The sequence below is a fragment of the Terrirhizobium terrae genome (genome assembly GCF_030323265.1).
Classification (GTDB): Bacteria; Pseudomonadota; Alphaproteobacteria; order Rhizobiales; family Rhizobiaceae; genus Neorhizobium.
This window is the reverse complement of record NZ_CP104991.1, coordinates 79472-98046: the sequence shown is the minus strand read 5'-3', so window position 1 is coordinate 98046 and position 18575 is coordinate 79472. Positions and strand designations below refer to the sequence as shown.

At 59.5% G+C, this 18575-nt stretch carries 10 protein-coding genes and 5 pseudogenes; 4 read left to right on the top strand and 11 right to left on the bottom strand.

Annotated elements, in window-relative coordinates; all coding sequences use genetic code 11:
* Positions 1-104: 104 nt before the first annotated feature.
* The 7 genes and pseudogenes from N7E02_RS04165 to N7E02_RS04135 form a co-directional block, all read right to left on the bottom strand.
* Positions 105-1652: a response regulator gene (locus N7E02_RS04165; RefSeq protein WP_286578827.1), complete on the bottom strand. Its 1548-nt coding sequence runs from the start codon at positions 1650-1652 to the stop codon at positions 105-107.
* 1 nt (position 1653) lies between these two features.
* Positions 1654-2223 carry a chemotaxis protein CheB gene (locus N7E02_RS04160; RefSeq protein WP_286578826.1) on the bottom strand — a complete coding sequence of 190 codons (570 nt, stop codon included), beginning with the start codon at positions 2221-2223 and terminating at the stop codon, positions 1654-1656.
* On the bottom strand, positions 2220-3053 hold the full coding sequence (locus tag N7E02_RS04155) for a CheR family methyltransferase (protein ID WP_286578825.1): 834 nt from the start codon (positions 3051-3053) through the stop codon (positions 2220-2222). Before N7E02_RS04155 ends, N7E02_RS04160 begins: the two co-directional genes overlap by 4 nt.
* Positions 3050-6480 (bottom strand): annotated as a pseudogene (locus N7E02_RS04150) (response regulator). Before N7E02_RS04150 ends, N7E02_RS04155 begins: the two are co-directional and overlap by 4 nt.
* 718 nt (positions 6481-7198) lie before the next feature.
* Entirely contained in the window at positions 7199-7423 is a 225-nt protein-coding gene (locus N7E02_RS04145; RefSeq protein WP_286578824.1) for a DUF982 domain-containing protein, read from the bottom strand.
* A gap of 159 nt (positions 7424-7582) precedes the next feature.
* Positions 7583-7849: a hypothetical protein gene (locus tag N7E02_RS04140; protein WP_286578823.1), complete on the bottom strand. Its 267-nt coding sequence runs from the start codon at positions 7847-7849 to the stop codon at positions 7583-7585.
* Positions 7850-8008: 159 nt separating this feature from the next.
* Positions 8009-8900, bottom strand: a pseudogene (locus tag N7E02_RS04135) (SDR family oxidoreductase).
* Between the two features lie 331 nt (positions 8901-9231).
* Between N7E02_RS04135 and N7E02_RS04130 the strand changes: the two are divergent.
* Positions 9232-9882: a DUF2461 family protein gene (locus tag N7E02_RS04130; RefSeq protein WP_286578822.1), complete on the top strand. Its 651-nt coding sequence runs from the start codon at positions 9232-9234 to the stop codon at positions 9880-9882.
* A gap of 134 nt (positions 9883-10016) precedes the next feature.
* On the opposite strand, the pseudogene N7E02_RS04125 reads toward N7E02_RS04130, so the two are convergent.
* Both N7E02_RS04125 and N7E02_RS04120 read right to left on the bottom strand, forming a co-directional pair.
* Positions 10017-10190, bottom strand: a pseudogene (locus N7E02_RS04125) (Fic family protein); the annotation flags it as partial.
* 199 nt (positions 10191-10389) lie between these two features.
* Positions 10390-11804, bottom strand: a pseudogene (locus N7E02_RS04120) (aldehyde dehydrogenase family protein).
* A gap of 96 nt (positions 11805-11900) precedes the next feature.
* Here N7E02_RS04120 and N7E02_RS04115 point away from each other — a divergent pair.
* Positions 11901-12797 carry a LysR family transcriptional regulator gene (locus N7E02_RS04115; protein WP_286578821.1) on the top strand — a complete coding sequence of 299 codons (897 nt, stop codon included), beginning with the start codon at positions 11901-11903 and terminating at the stop codon, positions 12795-12797.
* Positions 12798-12931: 134 nt separating this feature from the next.
* A complete protein-coding gene (locus N7E02_RS04110; protein ID WP_286578820.1) occupies positions 12932-14527 on the top strand; it encodes an ABC-F family ATP-binding cassette domain-containing protein in 1596 nt (531 codons plus the stop codon).
* Positions 14528-14578: 51 nt separating this feature from the next.
* On the opposite strand, the gene N7E02_RS04105 is transcribed toward N7E02_RS04110, so the two are convergent.
* Together N7E02_RS04105 and N7E02_RS04100 are read right to left on the bottom strand one after the other, a co-directional pair.
* Positions 14579-15337: an alpha/beta fold hydrolase gene (locus N7E02_RS04105; protein ID WP_286578819.1), complete on the bottom strand. Its 759-nt coding sequence runs from the start codon at positions 15335-15337 to the stop codon at positions 14579-14581.
* Positions 15338-15376: 39 nt separating this feature from the next.
* A pseudogene (locus N7E02_RS04100) lies at positions 15377-17145 on the bottom strand (cytochrome c biogenesis protein DipZ).
* 345 nt (positions 17146-17490) lie between these two features.
* On the opposite strand from N7E02_RS04100, the gene N7E02_RS04095 reads away from it, so the two are divergent.
* Complete coding sequence (locus tag N7E02_RS04095; protein WP_286578818.1) at positions 17491-18543, top strand: alpha/beta fold hydrolase; 1053 nt, start codon at positions 17491-17493, stop codon at positions 18541-18543.
* Positions 18544-18575: the final 32 nt, after the last annotated feature.

Sequence of the window (18575 nt, the reverse complement as noted above, 5' to 3'; positions counted from 1 at the left end):
TCGCATTCCTCTGGCGAAAATCTTGAATGACGGGAAAAAGCAAACCACCTGGAAAGCAGATCGCCGGTTCGAGTCGTTTCAAAGGTTTTCAAGTAATACCTCCGCTAACTTGAAAGTGTCGAGAACACCTTCTGTAACTGTTCCAGCGGGACGGGTTTCGTCAGATGGAAATCAAAGCCGGCCTCGGTCGCTAGCTCCTTGTCGCGATCCTGGCCCCAACCGGTCTGCGCAATGATGGGCGTGGTCAGAAACTCTGCGTCGCTGCGGAACGCGCGGCAAACCTCATAGCCATTCATGCCGGGAAGACCAATATCGAGGAGAATGACGTCCGGATGATAGAGCCTTGCAGCATCGAGGGCCTCGCGACCGTCGTGAACGGCCTCGAACTCATGACCGATATCTTCGAGCATCATTCCCAGCGTGTCGGCGATAATCGGATTGTCGTCGACGACGAGAACTTTTAGCGGTCTGAATGAAGGGATGCCAGTCGACAGCTGCTCTGTTTCTTCGGGAGGTTTCGATGCGGGCACCAGGGGAAGACTGATGGTGAAACGGCTGCCCGATCCCGGCCCCGCACTAAAGGCTTCCACCGAGCCGCCGTGCATTTCGACAAGCTGCCGGACAAGGGCAAGGCCGATGCCGAGCCCACCCTGGGAGCGCTGCAAATGGTCGTCGATCTGGGTGAAGAGCTGGAACACCTTGGCCTGCATGTTCTCCGGTATCCCGACCCCGTTGTCGGTTACCCGGATGACGACCTGATCTCCTACCGTGCGTGCGGTGAGGGCGATCTGCCCGCCCGGCGGCGTGTATTTGGCGGCATTGTTCAACAGGTTCGACAGGGCCTGCGACAGGCGGACCTGGTCGCCATCGACCCATTGGGCCTCGACCGGCATGTCGATCGTCAAGCTGTGCCTTGCCCCGTCGATCAGGGGACGGCTGGCTTCGGTTGCGGAATTGATGATCTCGTCAATCCTGACCGGTGACTTCCGCAGTTCGATCTTTCCCTGGCTGACGCGTGACACATCGAGAAGGTCGTCGATCAGCCGGACCAGATGCACCAATTGCCGGTCCATCATGTTGCGAATTTCGCCCGCATTCTCGCCGTTCGGGTTGCGTTTGAGGATATCCAGCCCGTTGCGCAGAGGAGCGAGCGGATTGCGCAGTTCATGGGCGAGCGTCGCCAGGAACTCGTTCTTGCGGCGATCGGCTTCCTTCAACGCTTCGGCCTGCAGCTGCAGCTCGTCACGCTGGGCGGCGATCTGTTGCCGCTGCTGGTAGAGCTCGAAGAACACCTCGGCCTTGCTGCGCAAGACATCAGGTTCGATCGGCTTTTGAATGAAATCGACGGCGCCCGCCTCGTAACCCTGGAACCGCCACCGGCTGTCGGCCGTGTTGCCGGCCGTGACGAATATGATCGGCACCCGGCGCGTGCGCTCGTTTCCACGCATCAATTCGGCAAGCTCGAAGCCGTTCAAGCCCGGCATCTGGACGTCGATCAGTGCCAGTGCAACATCATGCTCGAGCAGAAGTTCCAATGCCTGGTCGCCGGAGCGAGCTTTGAGAAGGTTCAGGCCTCCGCGGCGCAGCAGGGCCTCGAGAGAAATCAAGTTTTCTTCAAGGTCATCGACCAATAGAAACGAAACCTGGCTCATTTCAGCCGATCCTCCTTAAATATTCTGATATGCCGTCAAGCGACATGACTGTCGCATCGGGGCAGAGCGCCAGGCCTGCCTCGGGCATGGCGGCGGCAAAAGCAGTTTCGGGGTCTTGGACGATCACGTGTCCGCCGGCCTCAGCGATCGCGAGCAGACCGGTGGCGCCATCCTGATTGGCACCGGTCAGCAAAATGGCGACGGCACTCGCACCATAGACGTCGGCAGCACTTTCGAACAACACATCGATCGAAGGCCTGGAAAAAAGGACCGGTTCCTCGTTGGTGAGGCCCAGCGTTTCAAAATCCTCGACCAGGAGATGATAATCCGGCGGCGCGAAATAGGCGGTTGCCGGTCGCAAGGGCTCCTTGTCCTCGACTTCGACCACCTCGATCCGACATTTCGCACGGAACAGTTCGGCAAGAACACTGCGCTTGTCGGGCGGGATATGCACGACGATAATGATCGGCAACGGAAAATCGCCGGGCAAATCCGGCAGGATGGCGGTGAGCGCCTCCAATGCTCCGGCCGAAGCGCCAACGACGATTGCCCTAGGGCTGGCAGCGCTCATCTGCTCACCCTCTGATAGATCTTTTCCTCGCGCACGAATTCCCTGAACTCTTCGCTATGCGCCGAGAAGCGAAGGCTTTCCTTTGCGCCGATTCCCAAAAAGCCCTTGCGCGCCAGGGAATCCTTGAACAGGCCGACCGCACGGTCTTGCAGCGGCCGGTCGAAATAGATCATCACATTGCGGCAGGAAATCAGGTGCATCTCGCCGAACACCGCATCGGTGACGAGGCTATGGTCGGAAAAGACGACGCGCTCGCGCAGCGTCCGGTCAAACGAGACCCGGCCATAACCGGCACTGTAATAGTCGGAGAGTGAGGACTTGCCGCCCGACTTGCGGTGGTTCTCGGTGAACAGCTGGATCCGGTCGAGGTCATAGACGCCGGCTTCGGCCATCCGCAGAGCATCCTGGTTGATGTCGGTGGCGTAGAAGATGGTTCGGTCTTCAAGCCCTTCCTCGCGAAACAGGATAGCCAACGAATAGACCTCCTCACCGCAGCTGCAGCCGGCAATCCAGATCTTGAGCGACGGATAGGTTCTCAGGTGGGGAACGACATTTTCGCGGATGGCGCGAAAATAGCCGGGGTCCCGAAACATCTCGCTGACCTGAACCGTAAGATAGCCAAGCAGACGCGGAAGCATCGTCTCATCATGCAGCACACGCTCCTGCAGCGCCGAGATCGTCTCAAAGCCCATCTGATCACGGGCCTGCCTCAACCGACGCTTGATCGACCCCATCGCATAGTTGCGGAAGTCATAGTGGTAGCGGACATAAAGCGCCTCCAACAGAAGCCGTATTTCAATGTCCTCGACTTTTTCGAAGGTCTCGATCACCGCGGCATCCACACACGTACGAGAGAGAGCAGCTTTTCCACATCGAGGGGCTTGGCCATGTAATCATTGGCGCCGGCCTCGATGCAGCGCTGCTGGTCGTCAGGCATCGCCTTGGCCGTCAGCGTGATGATCGGCAGCTTCTTCCAGTCAGGATTAATTCAGAATCGTGCGGGTGGCCGTCAGTCCGTCCATGACCGGCATCATCACATCCATCAGGACGAGATCGATGGCCTTGGCCGCATCGCCCTGCGACTGGCCAAGCTTGTCGAGCGCCTCCTGGCCGTTGCGGGCGATCTCTATGACCGCTCCGCGCGGTTCGAGAATGTTGGTCAAGGCATACACGTTGCGAACATCGTCTTCGACGATCAGGATCCGCCGGCCCTCCAGCAACGCATCCCTGCTGCGCGCCTTGCGGATCATCTTCTGCTGCTCATCGGGCAGATCCGAAACCACCTGATGCAGGAACAGAGAAACCTCGTCCAAGAGCCGCTCCGGTGATTTCGCACCCTTGATGATGATGGACTTTGAGTAGCGGCGCAGTCGCTGCTCTTCGTCCGCCGACAGTACCCGGCCGGTATAGACGATCACCGGCGGGAAGGAATGGCTGCTGTCGGCGCTGATCGTTTCCAGAAGCTGGTAGCCGGACGCGTCCGGCAGGGAGAGGTCGAGCACCATGCAGTCGAACGTCTGCTCTTTCAGAAGCGTCAGGCATTCGGCGGCTGTGCCCGCCCCGATCGTCTCGACATCATGGGAGGTGAGCAGTTTCGCCACCGCCTGTCGCTGCACCTCGTTGTCCTCGACGATCAGGACGCGGTGGACACCTTGCGACAGCTTGGCGTCCAGTTTCTGCAGAACCTCGACGAGCTGTTCGCGCTGAACCGGTTTCATGACATAGCCGACGGCGCCAAGCGACAGCGCGGTCTCGGTGTAGTCGTCGGCGGAGACGATGTGGATCGGGATATGGCGTGTGCGCACGTCGCGCTTGAGCCTGTCGAGCACCGACAGTCCCGACTGATCTGGCAGCCCGATGTCGAGGACGATCGCGCTTGGCATATGCTGCCTTGCAAGGTCCAGCGCGTCATGGGCCGTGCCCGCAACAAGCGCCCGGAAACCCATTTCTCGCGCGAGGTCACGCAGAATCGCCGAAAAAGTATCGTCGTCTTCGATTATCAGCAGGGTACGCCTGCCGTCGCTCGGCACTGCCCGGTCGTCCTCGACGATCTCATGGCGGCTGATGCTGGATGGGCTTGCTCCTCGACAACAAGCCGTGGTGCGGCCATTGTTTCCGCGGTCCGAATATCCCGGGACAGGACCCGGGAAGGGTCATAGGATACGGGCACGATGACGGTGAACGTGCTTCCCTGGCCTTGAAGGCTGGTCAGGTGGATCGTGCCGCCGAGCAACCGGACAAGCTCTCTGGAAATCGACAATCCCAATCCCGTGCCGCCGAAGCGGCGGCTGATAGTTCCATCTGCCTGATGGAAGGCTTCGAAAATGCTGTTCTGCTGCTCCTCGGCAATCCCGATGCCCGTATCCGATACGGCCAGTGCCAGTTGTCCGTCGCCGGCGCTGCGAAGAGCCAGGGTGACCTTGCCTTTTTCGGTGAACTTGAAGGCGTTCGACAGCAGGTTCTTGATCACCTGCTCAAGCCGTTGCGGATCGGTTTCGATAACCGCAGGTGCCTCCGGGGCTATTTCGATGTCGAAGCCGAGGTCCTTCGACCTGGCCACGGGATCGAACAGCTGCCGGATACTTCCCGTCATCCTTTCGAGGGAAACCGGCTCCGAGGTGATATCCACATGACCGGCTTCGATCTTCGACAGATCGAGGATGTCGTTGATCAGGTTCAGCAGGTCATTGCCGGAGGACTGGATGGTCTGCGCGTATTTGACCTGTTCCTGGGTCAAGTTGTCGTCCGGATTGTCGGCGAGAAGCTTGGCCAGGATCAGCGAGGAGTTGAGCGGCGTGCGCAGCTCATGCGACATATTGGCGAGGAAATCCGACTTGTAACGGCTCGCCTGTTCTAGTTCGCGCGCCTTCAGCTGAACTGAGGCATTGATCTTTTCGAGATCGTCGCGCTGACCTTCCAGCTGCTGGGCCTGTTCTTCGAGCTGGGAATTGGTCTGCTCGAGTTCCACCTGCTGCTGTTCCAGCCTGGCCTGCGATTCCTTCAGCGCCCGGCCCTGTTCTTCCAGCTCTTCGTTGGAAACCCGCAATTCCTCGCCCTGAACCTGCAATTCCTCCGCTTGCCGCTGGGTTTCGCGCAACAGGTTCTGCAGATCGCTGCGATACTTTGCCGAGCGGACGGCGGTGGCGATTGATGCGGAAGCCTGGTCAAGGAGGGTCAGGATTTCCTCACCGATAGGACGCAGGAAGCCGAGTTCGATGACCGAATTCACCGCGCCGTCGACGCTTCCGGGCGAAATCAGCAAATGTCTCGGCTTGTCGTTGCCGAGAGCCGAGCCGAAGGTGAGATAGCCATCCGGCACGTCGGCCACGAGAATTGGCTTGCCGCCGGAGACGGCCTGGCCCAGCAGGCCCTCCTCGGCTTGAAGCGCGCCGGCACGCTTGCGTTGTCGGGAACGCCCCAGGTCGAGCTGCGCTGGAAATCGTCTTCATCCTTGACGAAGATCGCGCCCGCAACGGCACCCGTATATCGGGCCAGGAATTCCAGAATGCTGTCGCCAAGGTCCTCGGTACGCCGATCGCCGGTGACGGCGGCGTTGAGGCTGACCTCGCCGGATTGAAGCCAATCCTGCTTGCGGCGCGAAAGCGTCGCCTGGCGCATTAGTACGCCGATCGCGATTGTGAGCAGGATACCCAGAATACCGGCCAGAATGCTGCTGGCGAAGGCCGTCGTGTAGGCGCTTTCCATTTCTGAGAGCCGCTGCGTGCGGAGGCGGGCTTCTTCCTGCCTCATGGCCGTCAGCTGCGCGCGCACGGCGTCCATCTCAACTTTTCCCCGGTCGGAATTGACGACCGCGAGAGCTGCGTCGGCGTCCTGTGTGCGCCGCAGATCGATGGTGCTGCGCAGTTCAGCAAGCTTTGCGTCGACACGGGACCTGAGGGCCGCCAGCCGCTGCTGCTGCGAACGGTTGTCGCTGATCATGCCCGCGATCGTCTCGAGACGTCTCGGGATCGCATTGATCGCCGCATTATAGGGCTCGAGGTAACGTTCGCTGTCGGTCAACAGAAACCCGCGCTGGCCGGTTTCGGCGTCCTGGACAAGCGAAAGCAGATCCGAGAGCCCGACAATCACTTCATGGGAGTGGACGACCCGCTCGTTGTTCGAGCGCAGTGTCTGGACATTATACCAGGAGACCGCGGCACTGATGAGGAAGAACGCCAGTGCACTGGCCAGACTGAAGGCGACCGAAGGGTCGAGACCAAGGGTTCGCTTGGAGGGCGCGACGGCGTAGATTGTCATAAATTTCTCGAATGAAAGGAAATATTACCGATCAGCGGGTTATTGAGCCTGATTCCTGGTGGGCCAGTTGATACAGAAAGCGCACGCGTGTCGACTGGCGCCGATGGGAAATAACTCGGTGGCTTTAGCAAAAACAAATGAACGTCGCGCTGTACCGACGAGCGGTACATACCTTAGGCCAGCGCTTCTGGGAATACGGATGATTTTCCCGTATTCCGGGTTCGCTTGCAACATTCGAAATGCCGTCCTTTTCGAGATAATGTATCACATCAGGCCCCGCAACGCACTTGCAGCCCGATTGTTCCATACACTCTAGAGAAAGTTTCGGTGCTGGGGTTCGCTAAGAGTGTTCGCACCACGCCGTCTGCACCTCATAACCCTGCATCGCCACGGAAAAAGGTTAAGAGCTGCTCGAAGAGACGATGCTCACATTTGGATCCGCTAATCTGACGTTTGCGGAAGATCTTGCTCAGTCCGAGCTATCTGTCGCAGAGGATCTAGCCGCCACAGGAATTGAGCTTTTCTCTAAATTCCACACCGCCCATCTGGGCTATCCCGGCCCGACCATTCGTTGAACTAGAGGCGCAATGAGCAAGCTCAGCGCTCTCGTCTCCATCGCGCTTAGCGATAAATTTGCCGATGAAGCCGCCAACGATTGGCCGGGCGCCGATAGGTGAGGCGGACGAGCATGCAATCGCGCCCAATGCCCTCCTTGCGGTCAATGTCGACGCAGATCGAACTGCTTGCGTGCCTCGCTGGCAGCCGCTTCGAAGGCGATACGCGCCTCATCGACAGTCCTGTGACCCGCGATCGCGCCGCGGCAAGCACTGCGCGCGCGTACGAAATCAAGTCCCTGCGCAGCAGGCCAGTTCTCCGTCATGTGCGCGAGTGCCTCGAATGGACCGCTGACCTTGAGTGAGCCTGACGGGGAGGCAAGCTCCACAGGCTCATTCCATCGTGCGTTTGGACCAGACATTTGTTCAACTCCCTACAGATTTGCCGCAAGAGAACGTCGTTCGACGGTGCAAGTTCCTGTCGCCGCGTGAATATTAGGCAAACAATATAAAAGAGGGCAAGCGCTGGATAGCTGCTGCCTGCGCGTTCAGTGGCGAGGGCCGCTTGGTGGGCCATCGAGATCGAAGTTACCATTGCTCAGAATGTCGTAACTGTTAACGCCTGTCCCGCTTCCACGGGTCCCAAACGCAGTCAACTCGACCATGATCTGCTTGGCATGCGCGACGACCTCGTCCTTGCTTGTGACGGCGTCGTCATTGACCTTCACCGAAACAGCCTCGTCATCATCACCGATGAAGTCGACAATCCAGTTGCCGGCGCCTCCGTGCACTACGCGTATGTATTTAACCTTCATCGCATCCTCCTGTTTGACTACGCAACTCCTATGGGATCAATCGGCTCGAGAGACGCAGAAAGAGCGTCGCCTAAGCTTGCATTAAGCGGTCTGGATGTCTTCTGCTTCCGATCTCTAAAGTGTAGGATGGAGACGGCAAGAACCGCCTCCACCTTCAGTTCAGGCGATGCCGGCTCCACCCGTCACTCCGTAAACTTCTCCCGTGATGTAGCTTCCTCCTGGCTGGCCAAGAGGACGTAGATCGGAGCAATCTCGACGGGCTGTCCCGGCCGGCCAAACTTGCTCTGTTCGCCGAACTTCATGACTTTCTCCTGTGGCTGGCCACCGGAAGATTGAAGCACAGTCCAGAACGGACCAGGGGCGACGACATTCGCCCGGATGCCCTTTTCGATGAGTTGGGCCGCCAGCGCCTTCGTATAAGCGACGATGCCAGCCTTCGTTGTCGCGTGATCGAGAAGGATTGCAGATGGATCAAAGGCCTGCACGGAGGCTGTGGTGATGACGGAGGCGCCTGCAGGCAGATGCTTTACCGCCGCTTGCGTGATCCAGTGCATCGCATAGAGGTTGGTCTTGAGGGTCTTGTCGAAGTCTTCGGACGAGACATTCGAAACATCCTCGCGGAACTGCTGACGTCCGGCATTGATAACAAGAATATCCAACCCTCCAAGCGAGGATACAGCCTCTTCGACCAGTTTCCTGCACCACTCCTCATCCTTGATATCGCCGGGAAGGGCGACAGCCTTTTGTTCCTCCGCCTCGATAAGATTGATGACCTCGCGAGCGTCAGCCTCCTCGTTCTCTAGGTAGGAGATAGCGACGTCGGCACCTTCATGTGCATACGCGATCGCCGCTGCGCGTCCGATCCCGCTGTCGCCGCCTGTGATCAGCGCCTTTCTGCCGACGAGCTTGCCGGAGCCTCTGTAACTCGTCTCGTCATGGTCCGCCTTCGGTTCCATCTGACCTGCGATGCCTGGGACCGGCTAAGGCTGTTTCGGGAAGGGGGCTTTGGATACTGGTTGCGGGGATCCTGCATGGTAAGGCGATCGGTCATATGGGCTCCTGCTGCTGCTGTTTCCCACTTTCGCCGTGCGCGGTGGAAACGCATCAGGTTGCCCAACGAGCGACGGGATGCTCGTTCTACTTCTCTGGCCTAGCGAGGCTCATCTGCGCCTGGGTCTAAAGGATTGCATTGCCGCGACTGTCTTGTCTCCGACCGGCACCTAGACCATGAACTAGAAACATGTCGTGAGCGGCGCGTCCGTGCTGAGCGCATTGAAATCTGTTCCGGGCTCCTGACAGCTGCAGCCGGACATATTTTCGTTCTTTTTATGTTCCAAAGATTTCTCGACCCGTGATGCTATCCGCTGGCAATGGAACGACGAATGATCGATCAGTCGACTATAGAATTTCTTTCGACGGCCTCCGGCGATCATGACGCTGAATGGCTAACCGACAACAAAGTCCAATTTGATTGCGCTCGCTGCGATCTCACGGAGTTCACATTGAAGCTGATCGCAGATGCCGGATCGATAGATCCTCGTATCGCAGAAGCTAACCCTGACCCGCGAAAATGTTTGGCAAGAGTGCTAATATCGAAAGGTGTGGGGTCGATCACTTTGCGTGTGTCACCATCGAAAAATGCTGCTGCAACTTACTTCATGCAGATCTCGCCCTCGCGTTCGTATAGCGGAGGGGGCGCATTGCTTCCAGCCCCGCGTCTTGCTCGCATTTTACGGCAGACGATCGTGAGCCATACCGGTAAATGGAGAGGTATCGTTGAAGGTCCGCTGTTTCAGAAATATTTCCCGAACGGTCTGACTGGCGGGCATGATGCCAGCGGCAAGGGTTATGTGAAAAACCATGATGCGCTCGATTTCTTCAACCTCAGGAACTTTGGCGCATGTCGCAGTATCTCAGACGAGATGCTGATGTCTTCCAGCCTGGTAGAGGAAGCCGTGAAATCATTTACGGCCGCCCGTGCCTTGGTCGATTATATCAATCGTGCGACGACGCGGCTTCCGGTGGCGAGCTAACTAGTGGCTTTTACACGCGTTCTCGTCACTCTGAAGCTTTTCGAAAATTAGCTGTCGGTTCGCGACATCAACCATCAGTGCCTCTGCTGGCAAGAGCTTATTCGGTAAGGAACCGCTCGCTCGATCATGACGTCGACGCTCTCGATCGTGGCGACCCGACGAAGGCTGGACAATCGCTCAGGTGCAATGCGGCCGATCGCGCGCCACGCACCTTTGAACTCGTCGAATTCGGCAATCAGTGACAAGATTTCTGGTGTGATCCGGACGGTACTCGTATTCGGAAATTCCATTTCTTCATCCATTACCATCCGTTTTTTGAGAAGTTAGTTCACAAGATCCAGCAGTTGCATCGCTGGCTAGTTCTTGCTGACGTGGAACAACAGTGGGGCCATAGTTCCCCATCGAGAGCGAGACGATGATGTTGGCGACGACAAGTTGCGATCGGGAAGGAACATTGCGGTCGGCTTGGCCAGTTGCGTGTCACTTCTGCTACCTTGAGGTTCTGAATTAAGCCAATATCGCCTTCGGCTCCAGAAAAGCCTCCAATCCGAACAGGCCGAACTCGCGACCGATACCAGATTGCTTCATTCCACCGAACGGCGCCATTGGCTCGTGGGGTGCACCATTGATCACTACCCGGCCGCATTCCAGCCGAATAGCAAGCGCTTGCATGTGCTCGATGTCCGTGCCGTGCAGATATGCCTGAAGACCGTAGCTCGTGTCATTGGCGATACGGATCGCATCCTCCTCGTCCTGGTAGGTCAGGACAGACAGTACCGGTCCGAAAATCTCCTCGCGAGCGATACGCATGTCGTTCGTGACATTGGCGAAGATCGCCGGCTGCGAAAACCACCCTTGGCTGAAACCCTGCGGACGGCCGGGGCCGCCGGCGATGAGGTCTGCGCCTTCATCAAGCCCCAGCCTGATATAGGACTGTACCCGGTCATATTGTTTTTGGCTGATCATCGGCCCGACCATCACGGTCGGGTCTGATGGTGCGCCCGGTTTGAACGTCGCGATCTCAGTCCGCAGTCTCTCGATCACTTCGGCCTTTCGTGTCTCGGACACAAGAATGCGGGTACCGGCAATGCAGGCCTGGCCGCTGTTCATCAGACCAACCCGCAGGGCGGTGGGAATGGCGATATCGAGATCCGCGTCATCGAGGATAATGTTCGGTCCCTTGCCACCGAGCTCCAACGTTACCCGCTTCAGGGTTTCGGCGCCCGCGCGAAGAACCTGCCTGCCGACGGCAGTCGAGCCGGTAAACGTGACCTTGGCAATATCCGGATGCCGGCTGAATTCCGCTCCGACAGTCTCACCACGGCCATTGACGATGTTGAACACGCCCTTGGGCAGGTCGGCTTCATGCAGGCACTCTGTAAGCAGCTGTGTCTGGATCGCGCTCATCTCGCTCGGCTTGATGACGATCGTCGTGCCGGCTGCGATAGCGGTTGCGAGTTTCGCGCAGATAAAGCCGTAATTGCTGTTCCAGGGCGTGATCGCAGCCGTCACTCCAATCGGCTGCATCGTGACCTCGGCCCGCCCGATCCGCCGCTTGAAGTCGTAATCCCTGAGCACTTCGGCCATGTGCCGAAAACTGGATGCGGCATGAGCGACGGCAAAGCCGGTGAAATATTGCGGGGCGCCATATTCCGTCGCCATCGCCTCGGTCAGTTCCGCATTTCGTGCGGCAACGGCGTCGCTCAGGCGTTCGAGCATGGCGATACGCTCCTGCTTGCCTGTACCGGCAAAGGCCGGAAAGGCGCGCTTTGCTGCGGCAATTGCCGCCTGGGCATCCTCGATGTCGCCGAGACGCACCGTGCCGATCTTCTCCTCCGTCGAGGGATTGTGGAGATCGGCGATCTCCGCGCTATGCGGGGTGATGAACTGGCCGTGTTATAGATCTTGTCGATGATACGCATCGTCGTCTCCTTGAAAGTGATGCGCTTCATCTGGCGGTTCGACATTGATTTGATAAGCTGGCCAATAAAGGACGATCTGATAAGGAATGGCGGACAATGCTGCGTGGGACACTGGCCGAACTCGAGGCGGTCGTTGCTGTGGCCACACATGGCGGCTTCCGCGCGGCAGCGCGTGAACTGGGCATATCCTCCTCCGCACTCAGCCAGCAGATCGCGGTTCTGGAAGCCCGCATCGGCGTGAGGCTTTTCAACAGGACCACACGCAGCGTCGTCCTGTCCTCCGCCGGTGAGCAGTTCGTGGCCGAGATCGCGCCGGCGTTGGCGGCAATCCGCAAGGCGGTCGATCTGGCGGACGAGCATCGCACCGAGCCGAGCGGCACGCTGCGGATCAACACCTCTGTCGGTGCGGCGCGCATGGTGCTCAATCCGGTGCTTCTGGAGTACCGGCGGCGCCATCCGCAAATGGCGGTCGAAATCGTTACGGAGGGCGCGCTGGTCGATATCAATGCGCAGGGCTTCGATGCCGGCATTCGCATTCGCGAGACCGTGCCGCCAGATATGGTCATCCAGCCGATCAGCCGCTCCGTTCGCCCCGTGATCGTCGGCTCTCCCGGCTATTTCGAGCGGCATGGTATGCCGAAAGTGCCGTCCGATCTGAAGAACCATGATTGCATTCGGGCGCGTATGGCGAGCGGCTCTCTCTACCACTGGGAATTCGAGCGGCACGGCGAGGCCTTCACCCTGGATGTTGCGGGCCTGCTGACGCTTGACGAGAGCGACCTGATGCTGCGTGCCGCGCGGGAAGGCGCCGGCCTTGCCTATCTCAATGCGTGGCAGGTCGCCGCGGATCTTGCCGATGGCACATTGGTTGAGGTTTTGGATGATTGGATCGCTCCCTATCCGGGTCTCTGCCTCTATTATCCCGGCCGGCGCCATATTCCGGCCAAGCTGCGGGCGCTGGTCGATCTGGTCAGGGAGGTTGCCTGGGATTAGCGTCGTCGTATGCCTTGAACCCACCGCCTTTACGCGCTAGATCACCACCGTCTGCAGCACCAACAGATGGTCGACAATGGATTTCAACCCGATCGCAACGCCGCTTTGCCTTGCCATACGGGAAGATCTTGTCCATGCCGCATTCCGTTACTCTCTCCAATCTGTCTTGGTCCACACCTGACAGTCGTCCGCTTTTCTCCGATCTGAATATCGTTTTCGGTCACGAACGGGCCGGGCTCGTTGGCCGCAATGGTGTCGGTAAGACGACGCTTCTGAACTTGATCGTAGGTGACTTGTCGCCGGCTTCGGGATCCCTGGCGGCGCCCGCGGGCATCCACATCCTGCGCCAGAGCGTACAGGCCGCGGAAGGTGAAACCGTCGCCGATCTCTTCGGCGCCCGTCATGCGCTTGCACTACTCGAGCGCGCGCAGGCAGGCACGGCGACGCTCGAGGAACTGGCCGATATCGACTGGATGCTGGAGCCGGATATCGAGGCGGCGCTGGCGCGTTTTGGCCTCTCCATTCCTTTGTCGACGTCACTTGCGCAGCTTTCCGGCGGCCAGCGCACCCGTGCCGCGCTGGCTGCCCAGGTCTATCACGCCCCCGATTTCCTGATCCTCGACGAGCCCACCAACAATCTCGATCGGGACGGGCGGGCGGCGGTGATCGAGCTTCTCGCCGGCTGGCGCCAGGGCGCGATCGTCGTCAGCCACGATCGGGAGCTTCTGGAAAATGTCGACGCGATCGTGGAGCTGACATCGCTCGGCATCAGCCGTTATGGCGGAAACTGGAGCCATTACCGGGAACGCAAGGCTCTTGAACTTGCCGCTGCCCGGCATGATCTGGCCGACGCACAGAAGCGACTAAGAGAGGTAAAGCGCAAGGCACAGGAGACGACGGAGCGGCAGGCCCGCCGCGATGGCGCAGGAAAAAGGAAGGCGGCAGAGGGCGGTATACCGCGAATTTCGGTCGGCGGCCGCGCCATGCGTGCGGAGCAGACCGGCGGAGAGAAGGCCGCGGCTGCAAGTCGAATGGCGGGAGAGGCGAGGGTCGATGTGTCTGCTGCCCGCGACCGCCTGGAGGTTCTCGATCCCTTCAAGGTTTCGCTGCCATCAACGGGTCTTGTGGGGTCGAGGATGGTGCTGCGGCTGGACAAGGTGACTGCGGGTTATGCACGCGATGCTCCGGTCCTCTCCGATCTTTCGCTGACTTTGACTGGTCCCGAACGGCTTGCCGTCATCGGCGCGAACGGCACGGGCAAGACGACGCTATTGTCCATCATCACTGGAGGCCTGGCACCGTTTTCAGGGTCCGTCAGGGTCGAGGTGCCATACGCCTTTCTCGACCAGAAGGTCAGCCTGCTGCATCCGCAGCTGTCAATCCGGGACAATTTCATGCGGCTCAATCCCGGATCAGGCGAAAATGCCTGCCGAGCGGCTCTCGCCCGTTTCATGTTTCGTGGCGATGCCAGCCTCAGGCACGTTGGACAATTGTCAGGTGGGCAAATGTTGCGCGCCGGCCTGGCCTGTGTCCTCGGTGGAGAAAGGCCGCCGCAACTGCTTATTCTCGACGAACCGACCAATCACCTCGATCTTGACTCCATCGCCGCCGTGGAGGCGGGGCTGGTCGCCTATGATGGTGCGCTTCTGGTGGTCAGCCATGATGAGGCGTTCCTCGAGGCCATCGAAATCACCCGGCGGTTTCAGCTTGGAGCGCCGCTCGGAGCGTAAAAAGCCGCGCCCCAAAAAGGCGTGGCTTAGTTTGATGGAGATCTGCGGGGCTTAGTGTGACAGGGCTTTCGCCGCCTTTTGGATCACATCAGCGACCTTTTCGGGCTGGGAAATGAAAACGGCGTGGCTTGCCGCAATCTCGGTCACGTCGCTGCCCGCACGCTTGGCCATGTCGCGTTCCAGATCCGGATTGATCGAACGGTCATGGGTGGCGACGACCGTCCAGCTCTTGCGCGTCTTCCAGGCCGGCTCGCTGATCTTCGCCGCGAAAGCCTGCTTGGCGGCAAAGACCTGCGATCTCGCCAGAAAATCAGCGTCCTTCTTCGGAAGGTCGCCGGCAAAGTCACCCGCGAATGCAGCGGGGTCCAGGTGGAGATATTGCCCGTCCTTCGTTTCGCGGATGTTCATTCCGCCGGCGGGCTTGGAGCTTGCCAGATCGAACAGGCTTTCCCCCATTTCGGGCTGGAAGGCCGCCACATACACGAGGCCTGCAACATGTGGATTGTTGCCCGCCTCGGTGATGACCATGCCGCCATAGCTGTGGCCGACGAGTAGCGACGGTCCGTCCTGTAGATCCAGCACGCGGTTGGTGGCGGCGACATCCTCAGCGAGAAAGGTGATCGGCTCCTGCACGGTGGTGACGTTGAAGCCGCGGTCGACGAGGATCTCGGTTGCCTTGCGCCAGCCGGAGCCATCGGCAAGCGCGCCATGCACGATGACGATGTTCTTTGCCTCCGCCGCCTGTGCGGCGAAGGCGATGACGCTGGTGGCAAATGCGATGGCTGCGATGGAAATGAAACGGCGATTCATGTCGTGATCCGTTATTGTCTGGATAGGTGGGGCAGGGGTTCAGCCGAAGGTGAAGGCGTAGGCCTGCACGCCCGGATCGAGGAAGCGGATGGTGAAGGTTCTGGGCGTGACGCCGCCGGACTGACGGACAAGCTGGTAGAGGCGAGTGGATGTGACCGTGCCATTGCCGTCGGCATCGGTATCCGTGCCGTGGTCGGCGCCGGGTGCATGACCGTCGATCGTCACCTGGAAACGGACCGGTTTTCCCGAGCCATCCGGCCCCAATACGAGATGCAGGTCGCGGGCGCTGAACCGGTAGGTGATGGCGCCGTCGCTCTTGTCGAGGGTCGCTTCTTCCGCGCCGACAGTCCAGCTGCCGGAGAGACCCCACTCGTTAAGACTTGGCTTGTCGATCGAATAGGTGTTGGAGGAGCCGGGACGAAGGCCTTCGTTCGAGGCAAAGCCGGTGGCCTGCCGATAACCGATATAGGACTCGCGCGAGCGGACATCTTTCAGGTCGGCGCTCGCTTCTGCGCCTTTCGCCTCGGGCTTGACGGGCGCGGTGGTGGCCACGTCGCTGCCGGCTTCTCGCAACAGGTTCTGTATTGTCTGCTCGGTCCGGCCGTAATTGCCTTCGCCAAAATGGTGGTAGCGGATATTGCCCTTGACATCGATCAGATAGCTGGCAGGCCAGTAACTGTTGTTGAAGGCACGCCAGATCCTGAAGTCGTTGTCGATGGCGACGGGATAGCCGATCTTGAAGTCGGAGATTGCCTTTTTGACATTGTCGATCTTCTTCTCGAAGGCGAATTCTGGCGCGTGCACGCCGATCACGACCAGCCCCTGATCTCTGTATTTTTCGGCCCAGGCGCGGACATAGGGAATGGTGCGGATGCAGTTGATACAGGAATAGGTCCAGAAATCGACGAGCACGACCTTGCCCTTCAGAGCTTCCGCAGAAAGCGACGGCGAATTCAGCCATTCGACGGCACCCCCAGTGACGGTGCGCGTCCTTCGACGAGAAGGTCTGAATGAAACGGTTTGCCGTTGCTGGCGAGCACGGAATTCTCCTTACTTACCACCTCCATGCCGCCTTCGCCTGGCCGGGTGTGGAGATGATCGAGAACCGCCTGTTCGAAGGAGGACGTGCTGGCATAGGAGAGCTTGGCGAGAAGGCCGGTGTCGAGGCCGAGCGCGATGACGCCGACGCCTGCAATGACGGCTGCGCCGAGGAGCTGACGAATACGCTCGCCGACACCCAGGGACCGTTTCAAGACAGCAAAGAAGCGCCCACCTGCAAAAAGGGCGAGGGCAAGCGATGTGGCTGCGCCTGCGGCATAGGCGCTGAGGAGAACCGTCGTTTCGAGATTGGCGCCCTGCAGGGCGGCACCGGTCAACACGAGGCCGAGGATCGGCCCGGCGCAGGGCGCCCAGAGGAGACCGGTGGCAATGCCTAGAAGGAGAGAGCCCGCGGCGGTTGCAACGCTGCCCGGCTTTCCGGCAACATTCATCAGCCGGTTGCCTAGCCCGACCACAGGCTGGCTCAGGATCGTGGCGATGCGGGGAGAGATGAGGCCGAGGCCGAACAGTGCAAGCAGCAGCAGCGCGGCAAGCCGGCCGAATTCATGCGCCTCGATGGCCCAGCCGCCGCCGATCGCAGCGAGTGTCGCAACGAGCGAGAATGTCGCGGCCATGCCTGTCAGCATGGGTAGCGTGCTGCGCAGGAACGGCTGTCCCGCACGAGCAAAAATGAAGGGAAGGATCGGCAGGATGCAAGAGCTCAGGATGGTGAGCGCCCCTCCGAGATAGGCAATGACGAGAAGCGTCATGGTCGTGTCCTCTGAAGCCCGATGAGTGTTGGTGAAGCCGACACGGGCGTCGTCGGCAACTGCGCCAATCTGCGCGCACGCGGGTATCTCGGATGTGTCCGGCTTCAGGGAGAAATGTATCGGAGTGTAGGTAGCGCCCGCGCCGCCATAATATGAAACAATCAGGCGGGCGGGACCGGCCATCTCGTCGTCTTTTCGCGCAGGTGAAGCGAGGTTTTTGTATCGAATTGTATCTCGGCGGCGTGCCGCTACACTTGCTTGCAGTTGAGCAGGTCGCAGGACATATCGACAATACATACAAGCTGTTTCTTGGGGATCGTCATCAACGCGAACCGGAGAAAACCCATGTCCGATATGTTTCAGCTTCAACGCCGCCGCTTCTTTGGCCTGGCAGCCATGACCGTCGCAGCCGTCGAGCTCGGTGCCACGTCGCTGGCCAATGCTCAATCCGCCGCAGCCGGGTCATCCGGCAATTCGCAAGGCAGGCTGGGCGGCCATACGAAATTTGCCGCCCTGAAGCAGGTCGATGCCGGTGTCCTCAATATCGGGTATGCAGAGGACGGCCCGGCAAATGGTCCCGTCGTCCTGCTCCTGCACGGATGGCCATATGATATCTACAGCTATGTCGATGTTGCGCCGATCCTTGCCGATGCCGGGTATCGGGTCATCATTCCCTATCTGCGCGGTTATGGCACGACACGGTTTCTCTCGTCCGAAACACCGCGCAATGGCCAGCAGGCAGCCCTTGCGGTCGACATGATCGCGCTGATGGACGCGCTCAAGATCGAAACTGCGATCGTTGCCGGTTATGACTGGGGTGCAAGGACGGCGGATATCATGGCCGTGCTCTGGCCGCAGCGCTTCAAGGCGCTTGTGTCCGTCAGCGGCTATCTGATCGGCAGCCAGGAAGCCAATCGCGCTCCGCTTGCGCCCAAGGCCGAACTTGCTTGGTGGTATCAATTCTATTTCGCCACCGAACGTGGCCGTGCCGGTTACGCCGCGCATACCCATGATTTTGCGCGGCTCATCTGGCAGACGGCATCGCCGACCTGGAAATTCGATGACGAGACTTTCAACCGCTCCGCCGCCGCCCTCGACAATCCCGACCATGTCGACATCACCATTCACAATTATCGGTGGAGGCTCGGGCTGGTTGCGGGCGAAGCGACATACGATGCCTACGAAGCGCGTCTTGCCAAGGCACCCGTGGTAACCATTCCCACCATTACGATGGAGGGGGACGCCAATGGCGCGCCGCATCCGGATCCGTCTGCCTATGCAGCAAGGTTTTCGGGACGTTACGAACATCGCACGATCGGCGGTGGCATCGGTCACAATCTGCCGCAGGAAGCACCAGTGGAATTCGCCCGGGCGGTGCTCGACGTCGCGAAATTCTAGCCGCGGCGAATTTCCGGATGCAACAGGACGCC

Excerpts from the sequence above, each read along its gene's own strand:
- N7E02_RS04165 (WP_286578827.1), bottom strand. The coding sequence starts at position 1,652 with ATGAGCCAGGTTTCGTTTCTATTGGTCGATGACCTTGAAGAAAACTTG.
- N7E02_RS04160 (WP_286578826.1), bottom strand. The coding sequence starts at position 2,223 with ATGAGCGCTGCCAGCCCTAGGGCAATCGTCGTTGGCGCTTCGGCCGGA.
- N7E02_RS04140 (WP_286578823.1), bottom strand. The coding sequence starts at position 7,849 with ATGAAGGTTAAATACATACGCGTAGTGCACGGAGGCGCCGGCAACTGG.
- N7E02_RS04130 (WP_286578822.1), top strand. The coding sequence starts at position 9,232 with ATGATCGATCAGTCGACTATAGAATTTCTTTCGACGGCCTCCGGCGAT.
- N7E02_RS04115 (WP_286578821.1), top strand. The coding sequence starts at position 11,901 with ATGCTGCGTGGGACACTGGCCGAACTCGAGGCGGTCGTTGCTGTGGCC.
- N7E02_RS04110 (WP_286578820.1), top strand. The coding sequence starts at position 12,932 with ATGCCGCATTCCGTTACTCTCTCCAATCTGTCTTGGTCCACACCTGAC.
- N7E02_RS04105 (WP_286578819.1), bottom strand. The coding sequence starts at position 15,337 with ATGAATCGCCGTTTCATTTCCATCGCAGCCATCGCATTTGCCACCAGC.
- N7E02_RS04095 (WP_286578818.1), top strand. The coding sequence starts at position 17,491 with ATGTCCGATATGTTTCAGCTTCAACGCCGCCGCTTCTTTGGCCTGGCA.